The organism is Novilysobacter antarcticus, from assembly GCF_019802285.1.
Lineage (GTDB): Bacteria > Pseudomonadota > Gammaproteobacteria > Xanthomonadales > Xanthomonadaceae > Novilysobacter > Novilysobacter antarcticus.
The window spans coordinates 835,016-849,959 of the sequence record NZ_JAIEUJ010000001.1 but is presented as its reverse complement, the minus strand read 5'-3'; the positions used below and the strand labels follow the sequence as shown (position 1 = coordinate 849,959).

Sequence of the window (14,944 nt, the reverse complement as noted above, 5' to 3'; positions counted from 1 at the left end):
GGTGCTCGTCGTCCCGTACGCTTGCGGAAATGAAAACGACGCCTCTTCCTCTCGACGGCGTGCCTGCCAGCCGCGTGCAACTCCGGGACGGCCCTTGGGCGTGCGCGTTGGACGCCGTGCGCGCGCAGTTTCCGCAGATCGATGAAGCCACATGGCGCAGCCGATTTGCACGCGGCCGGGTACTGGATGCGGCTGGAGTCCCGCTCTGCGCGGATGCCATCGCCACCGCGGGGATGACGCTGTACTACTACCGCGAGGTGGCGGACGAGCCGATCATCCCGTTCACCGAACAGATCCTGCACGCCGATGCCGACCTGCTGGTGGTGGACAAGCCGCACTTCCTGCCGGTGATGCCGGCCGGCGTGTACGTGCGCCAGAGCTTGCTGTTCCGCCTGCAGCAAACCCTGGGGAACCGGGACATTGTTCCCTTGCACCGCATCGATCGTGGCACCGCGGGGCTGGTGATGTTCTCGATCAATCCGGCGACCCGGAACGCCTATCAGGCGCTGTTTCGCGACCGTTCGATCCGGAAGCATTACGAGGCGCTCGCGCCCGCGCTTCGCCACCTGGCGTTTCCCTTGATTCGCCGCAGCCGGCTGGAGCCCGGCAAGCCGTTCTTTCGCATGCGCGAGGTGGCGGGGATCGCCAACAGCGAGAGCCGCATCGACGTGCTCGACGCGCGAGCCAGCGTGTGGCGCTATGCGCTTGAGCCCGTTACCGGAAAGAAGCACCAGCTGCGGGTGCACATGGCGGCGCTGGGAGCGCCGATCATCAACGACGCTTTCTATCCGGAACTGCAGGAGCAGTCAGCCGACAAGCATGCGTCGCCGCTGAAGTTGCTCGCGCGGTCGCTGGCTTTCGTCGACCCGCTGACGGGCGACGCGCGGGAGTTCCGGAGCGCACTGGCCCTGGAATTCCCGGGGCCGATCAGCGCGGCTTGAACGGCTTGCGCGGCGCGAAATTGCCGGGCTTGCCACCCGCCGGCTTGCCTGCATGGGGTCCGCGCGGACCCGAGGGTCGGGCCTGCGGCGGGCGGGGCGAGTTCGGACGGGCGGTGCGTCCGCCGGTGTTGTCGCGCTCGTCCGCATGGCGGATGCGCAACGCCTGGCCGGCCACGTAGACCCGCTTGAGGTGTTCCATCAACTCGTGCGGCATGCCTTCCGGGAGGTCCACCAGACTGTAGTCGTCGCGGATGTCTATCCGGCCGATGTACCGGCTTTCCAGATCCGCCTCATTGGCAATCGCGCCGACGATGTTGCCCGGCTGCACGCCGTGGTCGTGGCCGACTTCGATACGGAACGTCTCCATGCCGATCTCATCGGTGCGCGGTGCGTTGCGCTGAGGCGGCGCCGATGGAGCGCTGCGCGGCGGCTGGGATGGCGTTGCCGGGGCCGCGTCATCGAACATGGCTTCAGCGGCGTTGACGCCGCGCGGGGGCGCGGGTGGGCGCGGGTCGGCGCGAGGAGGTGTGGGGCGGCCCTCGTCGAACCGGCGCGGCTCCGGCGACGTCGGCGCCGAATGGCGCTCATCGAAGCTTCGTGGAGTGACGTCACGCTCGGGACGCTGCTGGCGGGGCGGCCGCGGTGGCTGGCCACGATGACCGACGTCACGCGGGCTGGCCCCACGCGGGTCCGGTCGCGGTTCGTACTTGGCGCGAGGCGGTGGCGGCGTCAACAGCAGCGGGTGATCGCCCTGGAACAGCTTGGCCAGCGCGGCGGCGATTTCCACCGCGGGCACGTTCTGCTCGCGCTCGTAGCGCTCGATCAGCTCACGGAACATGCCCAGGTCGTTGTCGGCCAGGGTATCGGTGATGCGATCGAGGAACTTGGAGACGCGTTGCTCGTTGACCGTCTCGATCGATGGCAGCTCCATCTGCTGGATCGGCTGGCGGGTCGCGCGCTCGATGGCGCGCAGCATGCCGCGCTCGCGCGGGGCCACGAACAGGATCGCCTCACCCTTGCGTCCGGCGCGTCCGGTCCGGCCGATGCGGTGGACGTAGCTCTCGGTGTCGTAGGGGATGTCGTAGTTGAGCACGTGGCTGATGCGGTCCACGTCCAGACCGCGGGCGGCGACGTCGGTCGCAACCAGCACGTCGATCTTGCCGTCCTTGAGGTTCTGGATGGTCTTCTCGCGCTGGGCCTGTTGCACGTCGCCATTGATGGCGGCGGCGGCGATGCCGCGGGCGGCGAGCTTGGAGGCGAGTTCATCGGTGCCCAGCTTGGTGCGGGCGAACACGATCATCGCGTCGAACGGTTCGGCCTCAAGGATCCGGGTCAGCGCGTCAAGCTTCTGCACGCCGCTGACCGCCCAGTAACGCTGACGGATGTTGTCGGCGGTGCTGGTCTTGTTCTTGATCGCGATCTCGACCGGGTCTTTCAGGTAGGTCTGGGCGATACGCCGGATCTGTACCGGCATGGTGGCCGAGAACAGCGCGACCTGGCGGGTTTCCGGCGTTTTCTTCAGGACCTTCTCGACATCGTCGATGAAGCCCATGCGCAGCATCTCGTCGGCCTCGTCCAGCACCAGGAAGCGCAGCGCGGAGATGTCCAGCGAGCCGCGGTCCAAGTGGTCGATGACGCGGCCCGGCGTACCGACAATGACCTGCACGCCGCGCTTCAGCGCCTGCAACTGCGGGTAGTAGCTCTGGCCGCCGTAGATCGGCAGAACGTGGAAACCCTTCATGTGCGAGGCGTAGCTCTGGAACGCCTCGGCGACCTGGATGGCCAGTTCGCGGGTCGGGGCCAACACCAGTGCCTGCGGGGACTTCTGCGCGGGATCGATGCGCGCAAGGATCGGCAGCGCGAACGCCGCCGTCTTGCCGGTACCGGTCTGAGCCTGGCCGATCACGTCGCGGCCCTGCATCAGCGGCGGGATCGTGGCCGCCTGGATGGGCGAGGGCGACTCGTAGCCCAGCGCACTGATCGCCTGCCGCAGTGTCTCGGGCAGGGCCAGGCCGTCAAAGTTCAAAGGAGTGTCGGGGATGGAATCGGGGGTAGCGGGCGTTTCGGCGCTCATCGCAGTTCTCGGCAGCGCCGGCTGGGCCGGTCGGGTAGACCGCACAGTTTAACGTCCGCAGACGATCGGCGCGATGCAAATCGCGATCTGATGCGGTCCGGGTCAGCTGCCGGTAAGCAGAGTGCGCTGATCCGCATCGCAGGAACCGCAGTCCCGGCCTTCAGCCTTGTTCGGTGGATTCCGCTCCGGAGGCTGCATCCGCGCCGGACTCGCCGCCTTCGTCTTCGGGCTTGCTGGTCTGCTTGCGCGACTGCTTCTCTTCTTTCTTTTTCTTCTTGGCGATTTCTCGCTGACGCTTTTCAAACGAATAATTCGGCTTCGCCATCGGCGTTTTCCTCAGGTGTGTTTGCACCAGTCTAGGTCATGCGCTCAGGGCGCAACGGTCTGACGACGGGAACGCCGCTGGCAAACGCTTAGGATGGGACAGCCCGCGCATCCAGCGGGTCCAATGCGGTGACAGGTGATGCTGGATCTGAATTTCGACAACGCGTTTGTGCGCGACCTCCCCGGTGATCCGGATACCTCGGTCGGCGTGCGTCAGGTCGATGGCGCGGCATGGTCTGAGGTGCGCCCCACACCCGTGCGCGCGCCGCGCGTGTTGGCGTACTCCGCCGAGATGATGGCCCGCCTCGTCCTGGACGAGGAGGACGCCCGCACGCGGCAATTTGCGGACGTGTTCGGCGGCAATTCACTTCTTGCCGGCATGCAGCCGTACGCGGCCAATTATGGTGGGCACCAGTTCGGTCATTGGGCGGGGCAACTTGGCGACGGCCGCGCGATCAGTCTTGGCGAAGTCGTGACCGGCGCTGGCGAGCGCTGGGAGCTGCAACTCAAGGGCGCGGGGCCGACGCCTTACTCGCGCAGCGCGGACGGGCGAGCGGTGCTGCGTTCCTCGATCCGCGAGTTCCTGTGCAGCGAGGCGATGTATCACCTGGGGGTGCCGACCACGCGCGCGCTGTGTCTGGTCGCCACCGGGGAGCAGGTCGTTCGCGACATGTTCTACGACGGTCACCCCGCGCCGGAGCCTGGTGCGATCGTCTGCCGCGTCGCGCCATCGTTCCTGCGATTTGGCAGCTTCGAATTGCCGGCATCGCGCGGCGACACTGGCCTGCTGCGGCAGCTGGTCGACTTCTGCATCGGCCGTGACTTCCCGGAGCTGGAAGGGAGCGGAGAGGGTCTGTACGCGGCGTGGTTCACTGAAATTTGCCGACGTACCGCGGTCATGGTGGCGCACTGGATGCGGGTGGGTTTCGTGCACGGCGTGCTGAACACCGACAACATGTCGATCCTTGGACTGACCATCGATTACGGCCCCTACGGATGGATCGACAACTTCGATCCAGGCTGGACTCCCAACACCACCGACGCGCGGCGCAAACGCTACCGTTTCGGCCAGCAACCGGCCGTGGCGTACTGGAACCTGGGACGGTTGGCTGGGGCGCTGGCGCCGTTGTTCAAGGAGCCGTCCGCCTTGCAGGCCGGTCTACAGGCCTACGTGGATGCCTACAACCAGGCCGATCGCGACAACACGGTGCACAAGCTCGGCCTGGCCGGTTACCGCGAAGGCGACAGCGCTTTGATGCAGTCGTTGCAGGAACTGCTGGCCGACGCGGAAGTCGATATGACCCTGTTCTTCCGCGCGCTGTCCGATTGCGACGCCGACGCACTCAACGAGGCGATGGACAACGCCGCGTTCATCGACGCGTTCTACGACGCTGACAAGCGCGTGGCCTCCGCCGCCGCGTTCCGGGAGTGGCTGAAGCGCTATAGCGTGCGCCTGAGAGGCGGATTGAACCGGGAGGAGCGCAGGCGAACCATGCATGCCGCCAATCCGCGCTACGTGCTGCGCAACTACCTCGCCCAGCAGGCGATCGATCGGGCCACACGCGGCGACATCGAGGGGGTCAACGAGCTGCTGGAGGTGATGCGCCGGCCGTACGAGGATCAACCCGGCCGGGAGCAATTCGCTGCCCGGAGGCCGGATTGGGCCCGCGACAAAGCGGGCTGCTCAATGCTCTCGTGCAGCTCCTGAAACAAGGATCAATCAGCGCCGATCACGCAGCGTCGATCAGGCGGGAGCGAAGGATTTCCCGGCTTTCTTGTCGCGTTTCTCCGCCTTCTTTTCCTTCATCGTCTTGGACGGCTTCTTCTTCTCGTCCTTCTTCTGGTCCATGCCCTTTGCCATGTCGATCTCCGGTAGCGCCGCTGAGTGGGCAGACGGACCCATCCGGCCCGCACCCGCCAGTATGCGCGAATCCCGGCTACGCGCGTCGCGGGCCGCGTAGAATAGGGGCATGTCATTGATCACCCTGAACAGCGTCGACTACAGCGTCGGCGGCCCGCTCCTGCTCGAGAACGTCGAGCTGTCCATTGAACCCGGCGAGCGCATCGCCCTTATCGGCCGCAACGGCGCCGGCAAGTCCACCCTCATGCGCCTCATGGCAGGCGATATCCAGCCAGACGACGGCGAGATCCGCCGTGCCAGCGGTCGCCGTATTGCCCGGCTGGAACAGGAAGTCCCGTCCGACGCCGGCGGCACCGTGTTCAACGTGGTCGCCAGCGGCATGGGCGAGCTGGGTGCATGGCTGGCCGAATACCATCGGATCAGCCATGCCGACGTGTTCGATGGCGATGCGCTGTCCGATGTGCAGGCCAAGATTGAAGCGGCCGACGGCTGGGGCGCGGATCAGAAGGTCGTGGAAACCCTGGACCGCCTCGGCCTGGACGGCGACGCCGAGTTTTCCGGTCTCTCCGGCGGCATGAAACGGCGAGTGCTGCTTGCCCGCTCACTGGTGTCGGCGCCCGACCTGCTGTTACTGGACGAACCGACCAACCATCTGGACATCGAGGCCATCGACTGGCTTGAGGACTTCCTCAAGAACTCGTGGAAGGGCGCGCTACTGTTTGTCACCCATGACCGGCGGTTCCTGCGCGCACTGGCGACCCGGATCGTGGAGATCGACCGCGGCCAGGTCACCAGCTGGCCGGGCGACTGGGCCAACTACGAGCGCCGCCGCGAGGAACGACTCAACGCCGAAGCGCAGGAGAACGCCCGCTTCGACAAGATGCTGGTGCAGGAAGAGATCTGGATCCGGCAGGGCATCAAGGCACGACGGACCCGCGACGAAGGCCGCGTGCGCCGGCTGGAGGCAATGCGCTCCGAACGCGCCAAGCGCCGCGACGCGGTCGGCAACGTGCGCATGGACCTGGCCCAGGCCGAGTCTTCGGGCAAGAAGGTGATCGAAGCCAAGTCGGTGTTCTTCGACTTTGGCGGCAAACCGCTGCTGAAAGACGTCTCCACGACGATCTTCCGCGGCGACCGCATCGGCCTGATCGGCCCCAACGGAAGTGGCAAGACCACCTTGCTGAAAGTGCTGCTGGGCGAACTGCAGCCGCTTTCAGGCGAGGTCCGCTCCGGCAGCAATCTCCAGATCGCCTACTTCGACCAGTACCGGGCGACGTTGCGCGAGGACTGGAACGCGCTGGAGAACGTCTCGGAGGGTCGCGAGTTCGTTGAGGTTGGCGGCAAGCAGAAGCACGTGATCGGCTACCTGCAGGACTTCCTGTTCACCCCGGAGCGCGCGCGCGCGCCCATCACCCGTCTGTCGGGAGGTGAACGCAACCGCCTGCTGCTGGCCAAGCTGTTCGCCCAGCCCTCCAACCTGCTGGTCATGGATGAGCCCACCAACGATCTGGACGTGGAGACGCTGGAGCTGCTGGAGGAGATCCTCGGAGACTATCCCGGCACTCTGCTGCTGGTCAGCCATGACCGTGACTTCATCGACAATGTCGTGACCTCGACGCTGGTGATGGAGGGCGACGGCAAGGTCGGCGAGTACGTGGGTGGCTACAGCGACTGGGTGCGCCAGCGCCCGGCGGCGCGTGTGGAGGCGCCGACCAAGTCGACCTCAATGCCGGTCTCCCCGATTGCCGCCGCCGCGACTACGCCGTCCAAACCCAAGCGCAAGCTCGCCTACAAGGAAGCGCGCGAGCTGGAGGCCCTGCCGGGCGTGATCGAGGGCCTGGACGCGCGCATTGCGGAGATGACGACGGAGATGAACGACCCCGCGTTCTACCAGCGCGATGCTGACGCAATCGCGGCCCACAACGTGGCGATGGCACAACTGCACGTTCAGCTGGAACAGGCGTTCGCTCGCTGGGCGGAGCTCGAAGGCGAGGACTGACGCGCCGCACCGGCTGGCTCCGGGACTGGGGCCAGGTGGCAATCGGAGGCTGACGACGGGACGTGGAGGGCGTCGGTCAGCCGGGTGCGCTCGCGGTATCCAGGATCTCGCGGTCGGCCTCGTCCAGGACCAGTCGAGTAGCACGCACCAGGCTGTCGAGTTGCTCTGCCGAGGTTGCACTGGCGATCGGTGCCGTAACTCCTTCGCGGGCCATCAGCCACGCGAGGGCCACCTCCGCCGGCGCCGCGTTGTGGGTCTGGGAAACCCGGTCCAGCGCAGCCAGTATCCTCATTCCACGCGCATCCAGATATTTCGCCACGCCTTCCCCGCGCACACTCTTGCCCAGGTCATCACTGGAGCGGTATTTGCCCGTCAGGAAGCCGGAGGCGAGGCTGTAATAGGTGATGACGCCCTGGCCTTCGGCGATGCACAGCTCGCGTAGTCCGGACTCGAAGCCGGCGCGGTCGTAGAGGTTGTACTCGGGCTGTTGCACCGCGTAGCGGGGCAGGCCCAGCTGGTCGGCCACTGCCAGTGCCTCGCGCAGCTGCGCGGCATCAAGGTTGGACGCACCGATCGCCCCCACCTTGCCCTCTGCGATGAGCTGCTCGTAAGCGCGCAGGGTTTCCTCGTAAGGCGTGGCAGGGTCGGGCCAGTGGCTGAGATAGAGGTCGATGTGGTCGGTCTGCAGACGCCGGAGCGAGTCCTCGGCGCGGGCGATTACGTCAAGGCCGCGCAAACCGCGTTCGAAGTCACCCAGCTTGGACCCGACCTTGGTGATGAGGGTCACCCGGTCGCGGGCGCCACGTGCCTTCAGCCACTGGCCGATGATGGTTTCCGACTCCCCGCCGTGATTGCCCGGCACCCAGGTGGAGTAGGAATCTGCTGTGTCGATCGCATCCAGACCCGCATCGATGAAACGGTCCAGCAGGGCGAAGGACTGCTCCTGGTCCACAGTCCAGCCGAACACGTTGCCGCCGAGTACCAGCGGGGCAATCTCAAGGCCGGTTTTGCCAAGGGAACGCTTCTGCATGGGAGACCTCCGTGGTGGGACGGTCAATCTACCGCAGCGTCACCCGCTACGCCTTCAGCAGCTGGGGCACGAATTCGCGTAGCGCCGCCTCAAGCAAGGTGCGATCGAGATCGGGCTCGCGGGTCTGGCGCACCTTCAGGCCTTCAAACAGCACCTGCATCATCAGCGCGCGCTGCTGGGCCAGCGGTTGCGGCAGACCGGGACGGCCGTCTTCGTCGTCCTCGCCCAGCCAGTCCGCCAGTGCACCCCGCAAGGCACGGTCGAAGCCGTCCAGCGAGGCCGCAATGCTGGGGTCGCGCGTTGCCTCGGCCGACATTTCCAGCAGCAGCGCCGGGTTCATGCCCCGACTCTGGTCATCGCCACCGCGATCGAAGCTGGCGATCAGTTCCGCGGTGATGTCCACCTTGCGCTTCAGGTTGATGTCGTTGAGCAGCATCGACAGTTGGTGCTCAACGATGGCGAGGATGATCTGGCTCTTGCCGGCGAAGTAGCGGTAGATCAGGCCCGCACTCATCCCGGCCGTCTCGGCGATATTGGCCATGCTGGCGCCGTGGAAGCCGCGCTCGACGAAGCATTTCTGCGCAGCAGCGAGAATCCGCTCGCGTTGCGCTTCCACGCGTGCCTCGGCCTTGTTGGCTCCAGGAATGTCCGGCGCGGCGTTCATTGGCCTTCGACCCAGCCTCCGCCCAGCACCTTGTACAGGGTGACCCGGTTGGCCTGCTCGGCAAGCAGTGTTGCCACCAACGACTGCTGGGCGTCATAGAGCGTTCGCTGGGTGATCAGCAGGGTGAGATAGCTGTCCAGGCCGGCGTCGTAACGGGCCTGCGACAACTCGTTGGTACGGGTCGCGGCCTCCAGCAACGCTTCCTGGGCCAGACGCTGATCGGCCAAGGTCCGGCTCAGGGCCAGGGCATCGGCGACTTCGCGGAAGCCGCTCTGGATCGACTTCTCGTACTCGGCCAGAGCGATGTCGCGATCCGCCGTGGCCATGCCCAGGTTGGCGCGCAGTCGGCCGCCCTGGAAAATTGGCAGGTTGATGCGCGGCATGAATGACCACACGCCGTTGCCGGCTTCGAACAGACCGGACAACTCGTCGCTCGCGGAGCCAATCGACCCGGTTAGGCTGATCGAGGGGAAGAACGCTGCACGGGCGGCGCCGATGTTGGCGTTGGCCGCGAGCAGGCGATGCTCTGCCGACATCACGTCCGGTCGGCGCAGCAGTACGCTCGAGGGCAGTCCGGCAGGCAGTCCGGCCAAGCCGCTCACGCTCGGCTCGAATCGGGTCGGCAGCAGCGCCGGATCGATCGTGTCCCCGACCAGCAACGTCAATGCGTTGATGTCCTGCGCCACCTGACCGGCAAAACGGGCGACGTCAGAGCGCGCGGCTTCGACGGTCGTGCGGGCCTGGTTAAGATCCAGTGCCGACAGTGCGCCGAGTTCGAAACGCTTGCTGGTCAGATCGTAGGCGGCCTGCTGGTTCGCCAGCCGCGCTTCGGTGACGCGAAGCAGTTCCTGGTCGGCCGCCAACGTCAGGTAGGTGTTGGCCACTTCCGCCACCAGCGCCAGTTGCGCGGCGCGACGCGATTCCTCGCTGGCGAAGTAACTTTGCAACGCGGCGTGGCTGAGGCTGCGCACGCGGCCGAACAGGTCCAGTTCGAACTGCGCTATCCCGAGCCCGGCCGTGTAGACGTCGGTGACCGGTGCGTCGCCGCCGGTGCGCTGCAGCTCCGCGCTGACGCCCAGCGAGGGCACCCGGTCGGCGCGTTGGATACGGTATTGGGAGCGGGCGCGCTCGACGTTGAGCATCGCAACGCGCAGATCGCGGTTGTTCTCCAGCGCCTGCGCGATCAGCTGTTCCAAATGCGGATCGACGAAGAAATCCCGCCAGCCCACGTCGGCGACCGGCATCGTGCCCAGATCCAGCTGGGGCGCCACGGCCGTGGTGGGCTGCGCCGTCGAGTCGGCCGACGTGGTGGGCGGCAGTGGCCACTCGGCGGGGATCGCCGGGGCCACTTCCGGCACGCGCGGCTCGAGCATCGCGCAGCCCGACACGAACAGGGTGGTAGCCAGCGCAAGCGCGGTAACGAGTGGCTTATGCATTGCGGTCGTCTCCTGCTGCCAGAGCTTCGGCAGCGGGTTTGCGCAGGTCACGGTCAAACAGCAACTCGATCACCACGAAGAAGAGCGGAACGAAGAACAGACCCAGCAGAGACCCGACAATCATGCCGCCGAGTACGCCGGTGCCGATCGCACGCTGCGCGCCCGAGCCGGCCCCGCTGGCAATGGCCAGCGGCAGCACGCCCATGCCGAAGGCCAGCGAGGTCATCAGGATGGGACGCAGACGCTCGTGCACGGCCTGCATCGTGGCGCGGATGAGATCCATCCCGTCCTCGACCATGTGGTCACGGGCAAAGGTGATGATCATGATCGCGTTCTTGCTGGTCAGGCCCACTGTCGTCAACATCGCGACCTGGAAGTAGACGTCACGCTCCATCCCGCGCAACGATGCTGCCAATGCGGTACCCAGGATGCCCAGTGGGGCCACCATCAGCACTGCGGTCGGAATGGTCCAGCTTTCGTACAGCGCCGCCAGCGCCAGGAACACGATCAGCAACGAAAGGGTGTACAGCAGCGGGGTCTGCGCACCGGCCGCGCGCTCCTGGTAGGACAGTCCGGTCCACTCGATGTCGAAACCCGGCGGCAGTTGCGCCGCAAGCTCTTCGACACGGTCCATCGCCGCACCGGAACTCTCGCCCGGTGCCGCCTCGCCGTTGATTTCCACCGCCGGCACGCCGTTGTAACGCTCGAGGCGTGGGGAACCGTACTCCCAGCGCGAGGTGCCAAAGGCCGAGAAGGGCACCATCTCGCCTTGGTTGTTGCGCACCGACCAGCGATTGAAGTCCTCCGGCACCATGCGGAAGGGCGCATCGGCCTGCAACATCACCCGCTTGACCCGGCCGCGATCGATGAAGTCATCGATGTACTGGCCACCCCATGCGGCCGCAAGCGTCGCATTGATCTGCGCAGCGGACAGCCCCAATGCGGCAGCCTTTTGCTGATCGATGTCCAGTCGCAGCTGGGGCGCGTCTTCCTTGCCGTTGGGGCGAACGTTGACCAGCATCGGATCCTGGGCGGCAGCCCCGAGCAACTGGTTGCGTGCGTTGATGAGGGCGTCGTGGCCCATGCCCGCGTTGTCTTTCAGGTACATCGTAAAGCCGGCCGACGTGCCCAATTCCGGAATCGCCGGCGGGGAGAAGGCAAACGCGAATGCGTCCTTGATGCCGGACAGGCCCATCATGGCGCGACCGGCAACCGCAGTGGCGGCAAGGTCCTTGTCGGTTCGCTCGCTCCAGTCCTTGAGCTTGATGAAGGCCATGCCGCTGTTCTGGCCGGTGCCGCTGAAGCTGAAGCCCTGGATGGAGAACACCGACTCCACGGCGTCCTTCTCATTCTCGAGGAAGTAGTTCTCGACCTTCTTGACGGACTCCATGGTGCGCTCCTGCGTGGCACCGACCGGGGCCACGATCTCGGAGAACAGCACGCCCTGGTCCTCGGGCGGCAGGAACGAACTGGGCAGGCGCAGGAACAGCAGGCCCATCAGCAGCACCATCAGGGCGAAGATGCCCATGTAGCGCTTGCGGCGGCCGATGATCGAACGTACGCCACGCTGGTACTTGGCGCTGCCGCTGTCGAAGTGGCGGTTGAACCAGCCAAAGAAGCCGGTCGTCTTGCCGTGTTCACCCTCCTTGATGGGCTTGAGCATGGTCGCGCACAGTGCCGGTGTCAGCACGATTGCAACCATCACCGACAGAGCCATGGCGGAGACGATGGTGGCGGAGAACTGGCGATAGATGACGCCGGTGGACCCGCCCAGGAATGCCATCGGAATGAATACGGCCGAAAGCACGACGCCAATACCGACCAGTGCGCCGGTGATCTGCGTCATCGACTTGCGAGAGGCCTCCAGTGGCGACAGGCCTTCCTCGGACATCAGTCGCTCGACGTTTTCGACCACCACGATGGCGTCGTCCACCAACAGCCCAATGGCGAGCACCATCGCGAACATGGTCAACATGTTCACCGAGAAGCCCAGTGCCGCCAGAATGCCGAAGGTTCCCAGCAGCACCACCGGAACGGCGATGGTCGGGATGAGCGTGGCGCGGAAGTTCTGCAGGAACAGGTACATCACGAGGAACACGAGCACGATCGCCTCGATCAGCGTCATGATCACGCCCTTGATCGCGACGCGGACAAACGGGGTGGTGTCGAACGGGGTAACCGCCACCAGGCCCGGCGGGAAGAACGGCTTCAGCTCCTCAAGCGTGGCCTTGACGCCATCGGCGGTGTCCAGGGCATTAGCACCAGTGGCCAGCGAGATGGCCACACCGGTCGCGGTCTGGCCGTTGTAGCGGGTGATGAACTCGTAGTTTTCCGCGCCCAGCTCGACCCGGGCGACGTCGCCCAGGCGCAGCACCGAGCCGTCCTTGTTGTTGCGCAGCATGATGTCGCGGAATTGTTCCGGTGTCTGCAGACGATCCTGCGCGGTGATGGTCGCGTTGATCTGCTGGCCGTCGATCGCCGGCGCGCCGCCCAGCGTGCCCACCGCCACCTGGGCGTTCTGGGCCTGCAGGGCGGTGGTGATGTCGGCCGGCGTCAGGGCATAGGTATCCAGCTTGTCGGGGTCCAGCCAGATGCGCATCGCGTATTTGGCACCGAACACCTGGATGTTGCCGACCCCGGGAACGCGGCTGAGCGGATCGGCGATGTTGGCCCCGACGTAGTCGGCGATATCGTCCTTCTCCATGCTGCCGTCCTCGGACACGAAGCCGATGACCTGCAGGAATCCGCTCGCGGACTTGCTGACATTGACGCCCTGGCGCTGCACTTCCTGCGGCATCAGCGGCATGGCGGACTGAAGCTTGTTTTGCACCTGCACCTGGGCCGTATCCGGGTCGGTGCCTTCCTCGAAGGTCAGCGTGATCGACGCGGTGCCGTTGGCCTCACTGGTGGAGGAGAAGTACAGCAACCCGTCCAGGCCTTTCAGGTTCTGCTCGATGATCTGGGTCACCGAGTCCTCGACGACCTTGGCCGAAGCGCCGGGATAGTTGGCGCTGATCGACACGGTCGGCGGCGCGATCGTCGGGTACTGGGAGATGGGCAGGGTGAAGATCGCCAGCGAGCCGGCGAGCATCACGATGATCGCGATCACCCAGGCAAAAATCGGGCGGTCAATGAAGAAGTGAGCCATGGGGGATTCTCTGCTTACTGCTGCGCGGCCGGCGCGTCGTCAGCGGGCGTGGCTGCATCGGCGGGTGTCGCCGGGTCAGCGGCATCGGGGTTGGGTGCATCGGGTGAGGCGGCGGCCGGCTGTGCGGCCGCTGGCGCGCCGGCGCCGCTTTGGGCAGCCGGTGCTTGTGGCGCGTCGCCTGCTTCTGTTGGTTGCACCGGCGCGTCGGGCTGCACCTTCTGCAGGCCCTCGACGATCACGCGATCGCCTGCCACCAGGCCTTCATCCACAAGCCACTTGTCGCCGACGGTGCGGTTGACCTTGACCTGGCGAACCTCAACCTTGTTCTCGGCGTTGACGACCATTGCCGTCGCGTTGCCCTTGGGATCCCGGGTGATGCCCTGCTGGGGCACCAGGATCGCGTTCTGGCGGACACCGCCGCCGATCACCGCGCGCACGTACATGCCCGGCAAGAGCAGGTCGTCCGGATTATCCACCTTGACCCGCAGCGCGTAGCTGCCGGTAGTCGGGTCGACGCTGACCTCGGAGAACTCCAACTCGCCCTTGTGCGCGAACTCGGTTCCGTCCTCCAGCAGTATCGTGACGGGCAGGCTGCGGCCGTCCTCCAGGGTTCCGGATGCCAGCCCCTTGCGCAGCTGAAGCAGCTCGCTGGCGGACTGGGTCAGGTCCACGTAGATCGGGTCCAGCTGCTGCACGGTCGCCAGCGCCTCGGGCTGGTTGGCGGTCACCAGCGCGCCCTGCGTAACCGAGGATTTGCCGATGCGGCCGCTGATGGGCGAGGTGATGTGGGCGAAACCCAGGGTCACCTGCGCGCTCTGCACGGCGGCCTGGCCGGCGGCGACTTCCGCTTCGGCCTGCCGCAGAGCGGCGGTCGCATTCTCGTTGTCCTGCTTACTTACCGCGTCGATCTTGGCCAGTTCAGCGGAGCGGGCCGCAGTGAGGCGCGCTGCGACCAGCGTCGCCTTCGCCCGAGCCAGCTGGGCCTGGGCGGTGGCGGCGGACGCCTTATAGGCCGCGTTGTCCAACTGATACAACGGCTGGCCTGCCTTGACCATGCCGCCCTCCTGGAACAGCCGCTTGGCAACGATGCCGGTCACCTGCGGGCGCACCTCGGCTATCTGGAAGGCGTTGGTCCTGCCGGGCAACTCCCGTGTCAGCGTCGTGGTTTCGGGGGCAAGCGTCACCACGGTGACCGGGGTTGCGGGCCGCTGCTGGGCGTCTGGCTCGCCACCGCAGGCGGCCAAGGCGACGGCAAGCGCCAACGGCAGAAAAACCAAGTGACGTGGGGACCTGGGCATGGGACTGGACTCAAAAAATGGGATAAAAAAAGGAGCGGGGCGGCCGCTCTGACCGGGGGAGAATGAACGATCATTCTTTTATTGTCAACGGGCTGCGTGCGAATCCTGAACAGGCAACTTAAGCCGTACGAGTATTTGACGAATCTGGATCACGAGGCGCACGCCGCTG

11 protein-coding genes are annotated in these 14,944 nt (G+C 65.9%); 3 read left to right on the top strand and 8 right to left on the bottom strand.

The window, feature by feature from the left end; genetic code table 11:
- Positions 1-29: 29 nt before the first annotated feature.
- The gene (locus KZ491_RS03875) at positions 30-941 is read left to right on the top strand and encodes a pseudouridine synthase (protein ID WP_222564504.1); all 912 of its coding nucleotides are present in this window, start codon (positions 30-32) and stop codon (positions 939-941) included.
- On the opposite strand, the gene KZ491_RS03870 is transcribed toward KZ491_RS03875, so the two are convergent.
- Both KZ491_RS03870 and KZ491_RS03865 read right to left on the bottom strand, forming a co-directional pair.
- On the bottom strand, positions 928-3,015 hold the full coding sequence (locus tag KZ491_RS03870) for a DEAD/DEAH box helicase (protein WP_222564503.1): 2,088 nt from the start codon (positions 3,013-3,015) through the stop codon (positions 928-930). The two genes, KZ491_RS03875 and KZ491_RS03870, sit on opposite strands and share 14 nt — an antisense overlap.
- Before the next feature lie 160 nt (positions 3,016-3,175).
- Positions 3,176-3,340 carry a hypothetical protein gene (locus tag KZ491_RS03865; protein ID WP_222564502.1) on the bottom strand — a complete coding sequence of 55 codons (165 nt, stop codon included), beginning with the start codon at positions 3,338-3,340 and terminating at the stop codon, positions 3,176-3,178.
- Positions 3,341-3,478: 138 nt separating this feature from the next.
- Here KZ491_RS03865 and KZ491_RS03860 point away from each other — a divergent pair, with 138 nt between their 5' ends.
- The gene (locus tag KZ491_RS03860) at positions 3,479-5,047 is read left to right on the top strand and encodes a protein adenylyltransferase SelO (RefSeq protein ID WP_222564501.1); all 1,569 of its coding nucleotides are present in this window, start codon (positions 3,479-3,481) and stop codon (positions 5,045-5,047) included.
- A gap of 36 nt (positions 5,048-5,083) precedes the next feature.
- Here the strand turns inward: KZ491_RS03860 and KZ491_RS03855 are convergent, their stop codons facing one another.
- On the bottom strand, positions 5,084-5,311 hold the full coding sequence (locus KZ491_RS03855; protein WP_222564757.1) for a hypothetical protein: 228 nt from the start codon (positions 5,309-5,311) through the stop codon (positions 5,084-5,086).
- Between KZ491_RS03855 and KZ491_RS03850 the strand changes: the two genes are divergently transcribed.
- Positions 5,310-7,199, top strand: coding sequence for an ATP-binding cassette domain-containing protein (locus KZ491_RS03850; protein ID WP_222564500.1), 1,890 nt, complete (start codon positions 5,310-5,312; stop codon positions 7,197-7,199). The genes KZ491_RS03855 and KZ491_RS03850 overlap by 2 nt on opposite strands.
- A 76-nt stretch (positions 7,200-7,275) precedes the next feature.
- On the opposite strand, the gene KZ491_RS03845 is transcribed toward KZ491_RS03850, so the two are convergent.
- Genes KZ491_RS03845 through KZ491_RS03825 form a run of 5 tightly spaced genes read right to left on the bottom strand, consistent with a single transcriptional unit; the run spans position 7,276 to position 14,775 of the window.
- The gene (locus tag KZ491_RS03845; protein WP_222564499.1) at positions 7,276-8,229 is read right to left on the bottom strand and encodes an aldo/keto reductase; all 954 of its coding nucleotides are present in this window, start codon (positions 8,227-8,229) and stop codon (positions 7,276-7,278) included.
- 46 nt (positions 8,230-8,275) lie between these two features.
- Positions 8,276-8,893, bottom strand: a complete 618-nt coding sequence (locus KZ491_RS03840) for a TetR/AcrR family transcriptional regulator (protein ID WP_222564498.1) — start codon at positions 8,891-8,893, stop codon at positions 8,276-8,278.
- Positions 8,890-10,329: an efflux transporter outer membrane subunit gene (locus KZ491_RS03835; RefSeq protein WP_222564497.1), complete on the bottom strand. Its 1,440-nt coding sequence runs from the start codon at positions 10,327-10,329 to the stop codon at positions 8,890-8,892. The genes KZ491_RS03840 and KZ491_RS03835 overlap by 4 nt, the downstream gene beginning before the upstream one ends.
- Positions 10,322-13,477, bottom strand: coding sequence for an efflux RND transporter permease subunit (locus KZ491_RS03830; RefSeq protein WP_222564496.1), 3,156 nt, complete (start codon positions 13,475-13,477; stop codon positions 10,322-10,324). The genes KZ491_RS03835 and KZ491_RS03830 overlap by 8 nt, the downstream gene beginning before the upstream one ends.
- Positions 13,478-13,491: 14 nt before the next feature.
- Positions 13,492-14,775, bottom strand: a complete 1,284-nt coding sequence (locus KZ491_RS03825) for an efflux RND transporter periplasmic adaptor subunit (RefSeq protein WP_222564495.1) — start codon at positions 14,773-14,775, stop codon at positions 13,492-13,494.
- Positions 14,776-14,944: the final 169 nt, after the last annotated feature.

What these genes read in the sequence shown, in the direction of transcription:
- KZ491_RS03825 (WP_222564495.1), bottom strand. Translation starts at nt 14,775, where the DNA reads ATGCCCAGGTCCCCACGTCACTTGGTTTTTCTGCCGTTGGCGCTTGCC.
- KZ491_RS03855 (WP_222564757.1), bottom strand. Translation starts at nt 5,311, where the DNA reads ATGCCCCTATTCTACGCGGCCCGCGACGCGCGTAGCCGGGATTCGCGC.
- KZ491_RS03865 (WP_222564502.1), bottom strand. Translation starts at nt 3,340, where the DNA reads ATGGCGAAGCCGAATTATTCGTTTGAAAAGCGTCAGCGAGAAATCGCC.
- KZ491_RS03830 (WP_222564496.1), bottom strand. Translation starts at nt 13,477, where the DNA reads ATGGCTCACTTCTTCATTGACCGCCCGATTTTTGCCTGGGTGATCGCG.
- KZ491_RS03850 (WP_222564500.1), top strand. Translation starts at nt 5,310, where the DNA reads ATGTCATTGATCACCCTGAACAGCGTCGACTACAGCGTCGGCGGCCCG.
- KZ491_RS03845 (WP_222564499.1), bottom strand. Translation starts at nt 8,229, where the DNA reads ATGCAGAAGCGTTCCCTTGGCAAAACCGGCCTTGAGATTGCCCCGCTG.
- KZ491_RS03860 (WP_222564501.1), top strand. Translation starts at nt 3,479, where the DNA reads ATGCTGGATCTGAATTTCGACAACGCGTTTGTGCGCGACCTCCCCGGT.
- KZ491_RS03835 (WP_222564497.1), bottom strand. Translation starts at nt 10,329, where the DNA reads ATGCATAAGCCACTCGTTACCGCGCTTGCGCTGGCTACCACCCTGTTC.
- KZ491_RS03870 (WP_222564503.1), bottom strand. Translation starts at nt 3,015, where the DNA reads ATGAGCGCCGAAACGCCCGCTACCCCCGATTCCATCCCCGACACTCCT.
- KZ491_RS03840 (WP_222564498.1), bottom strand. Translation starts at nt 8,893, where the DNA reads ATGAACGCCGCGCCGGACATTCCTGGAGCCAACAAGGCCGAGGCACGC.
- KZ491_RS03875 (WP_222564504.1), top strand. Translation starts at nt 30, where the DNA reads ATGAAAACGACGCCTCTTCCTCTCGACGGCGTGCCTGCCAGCCGCGTG.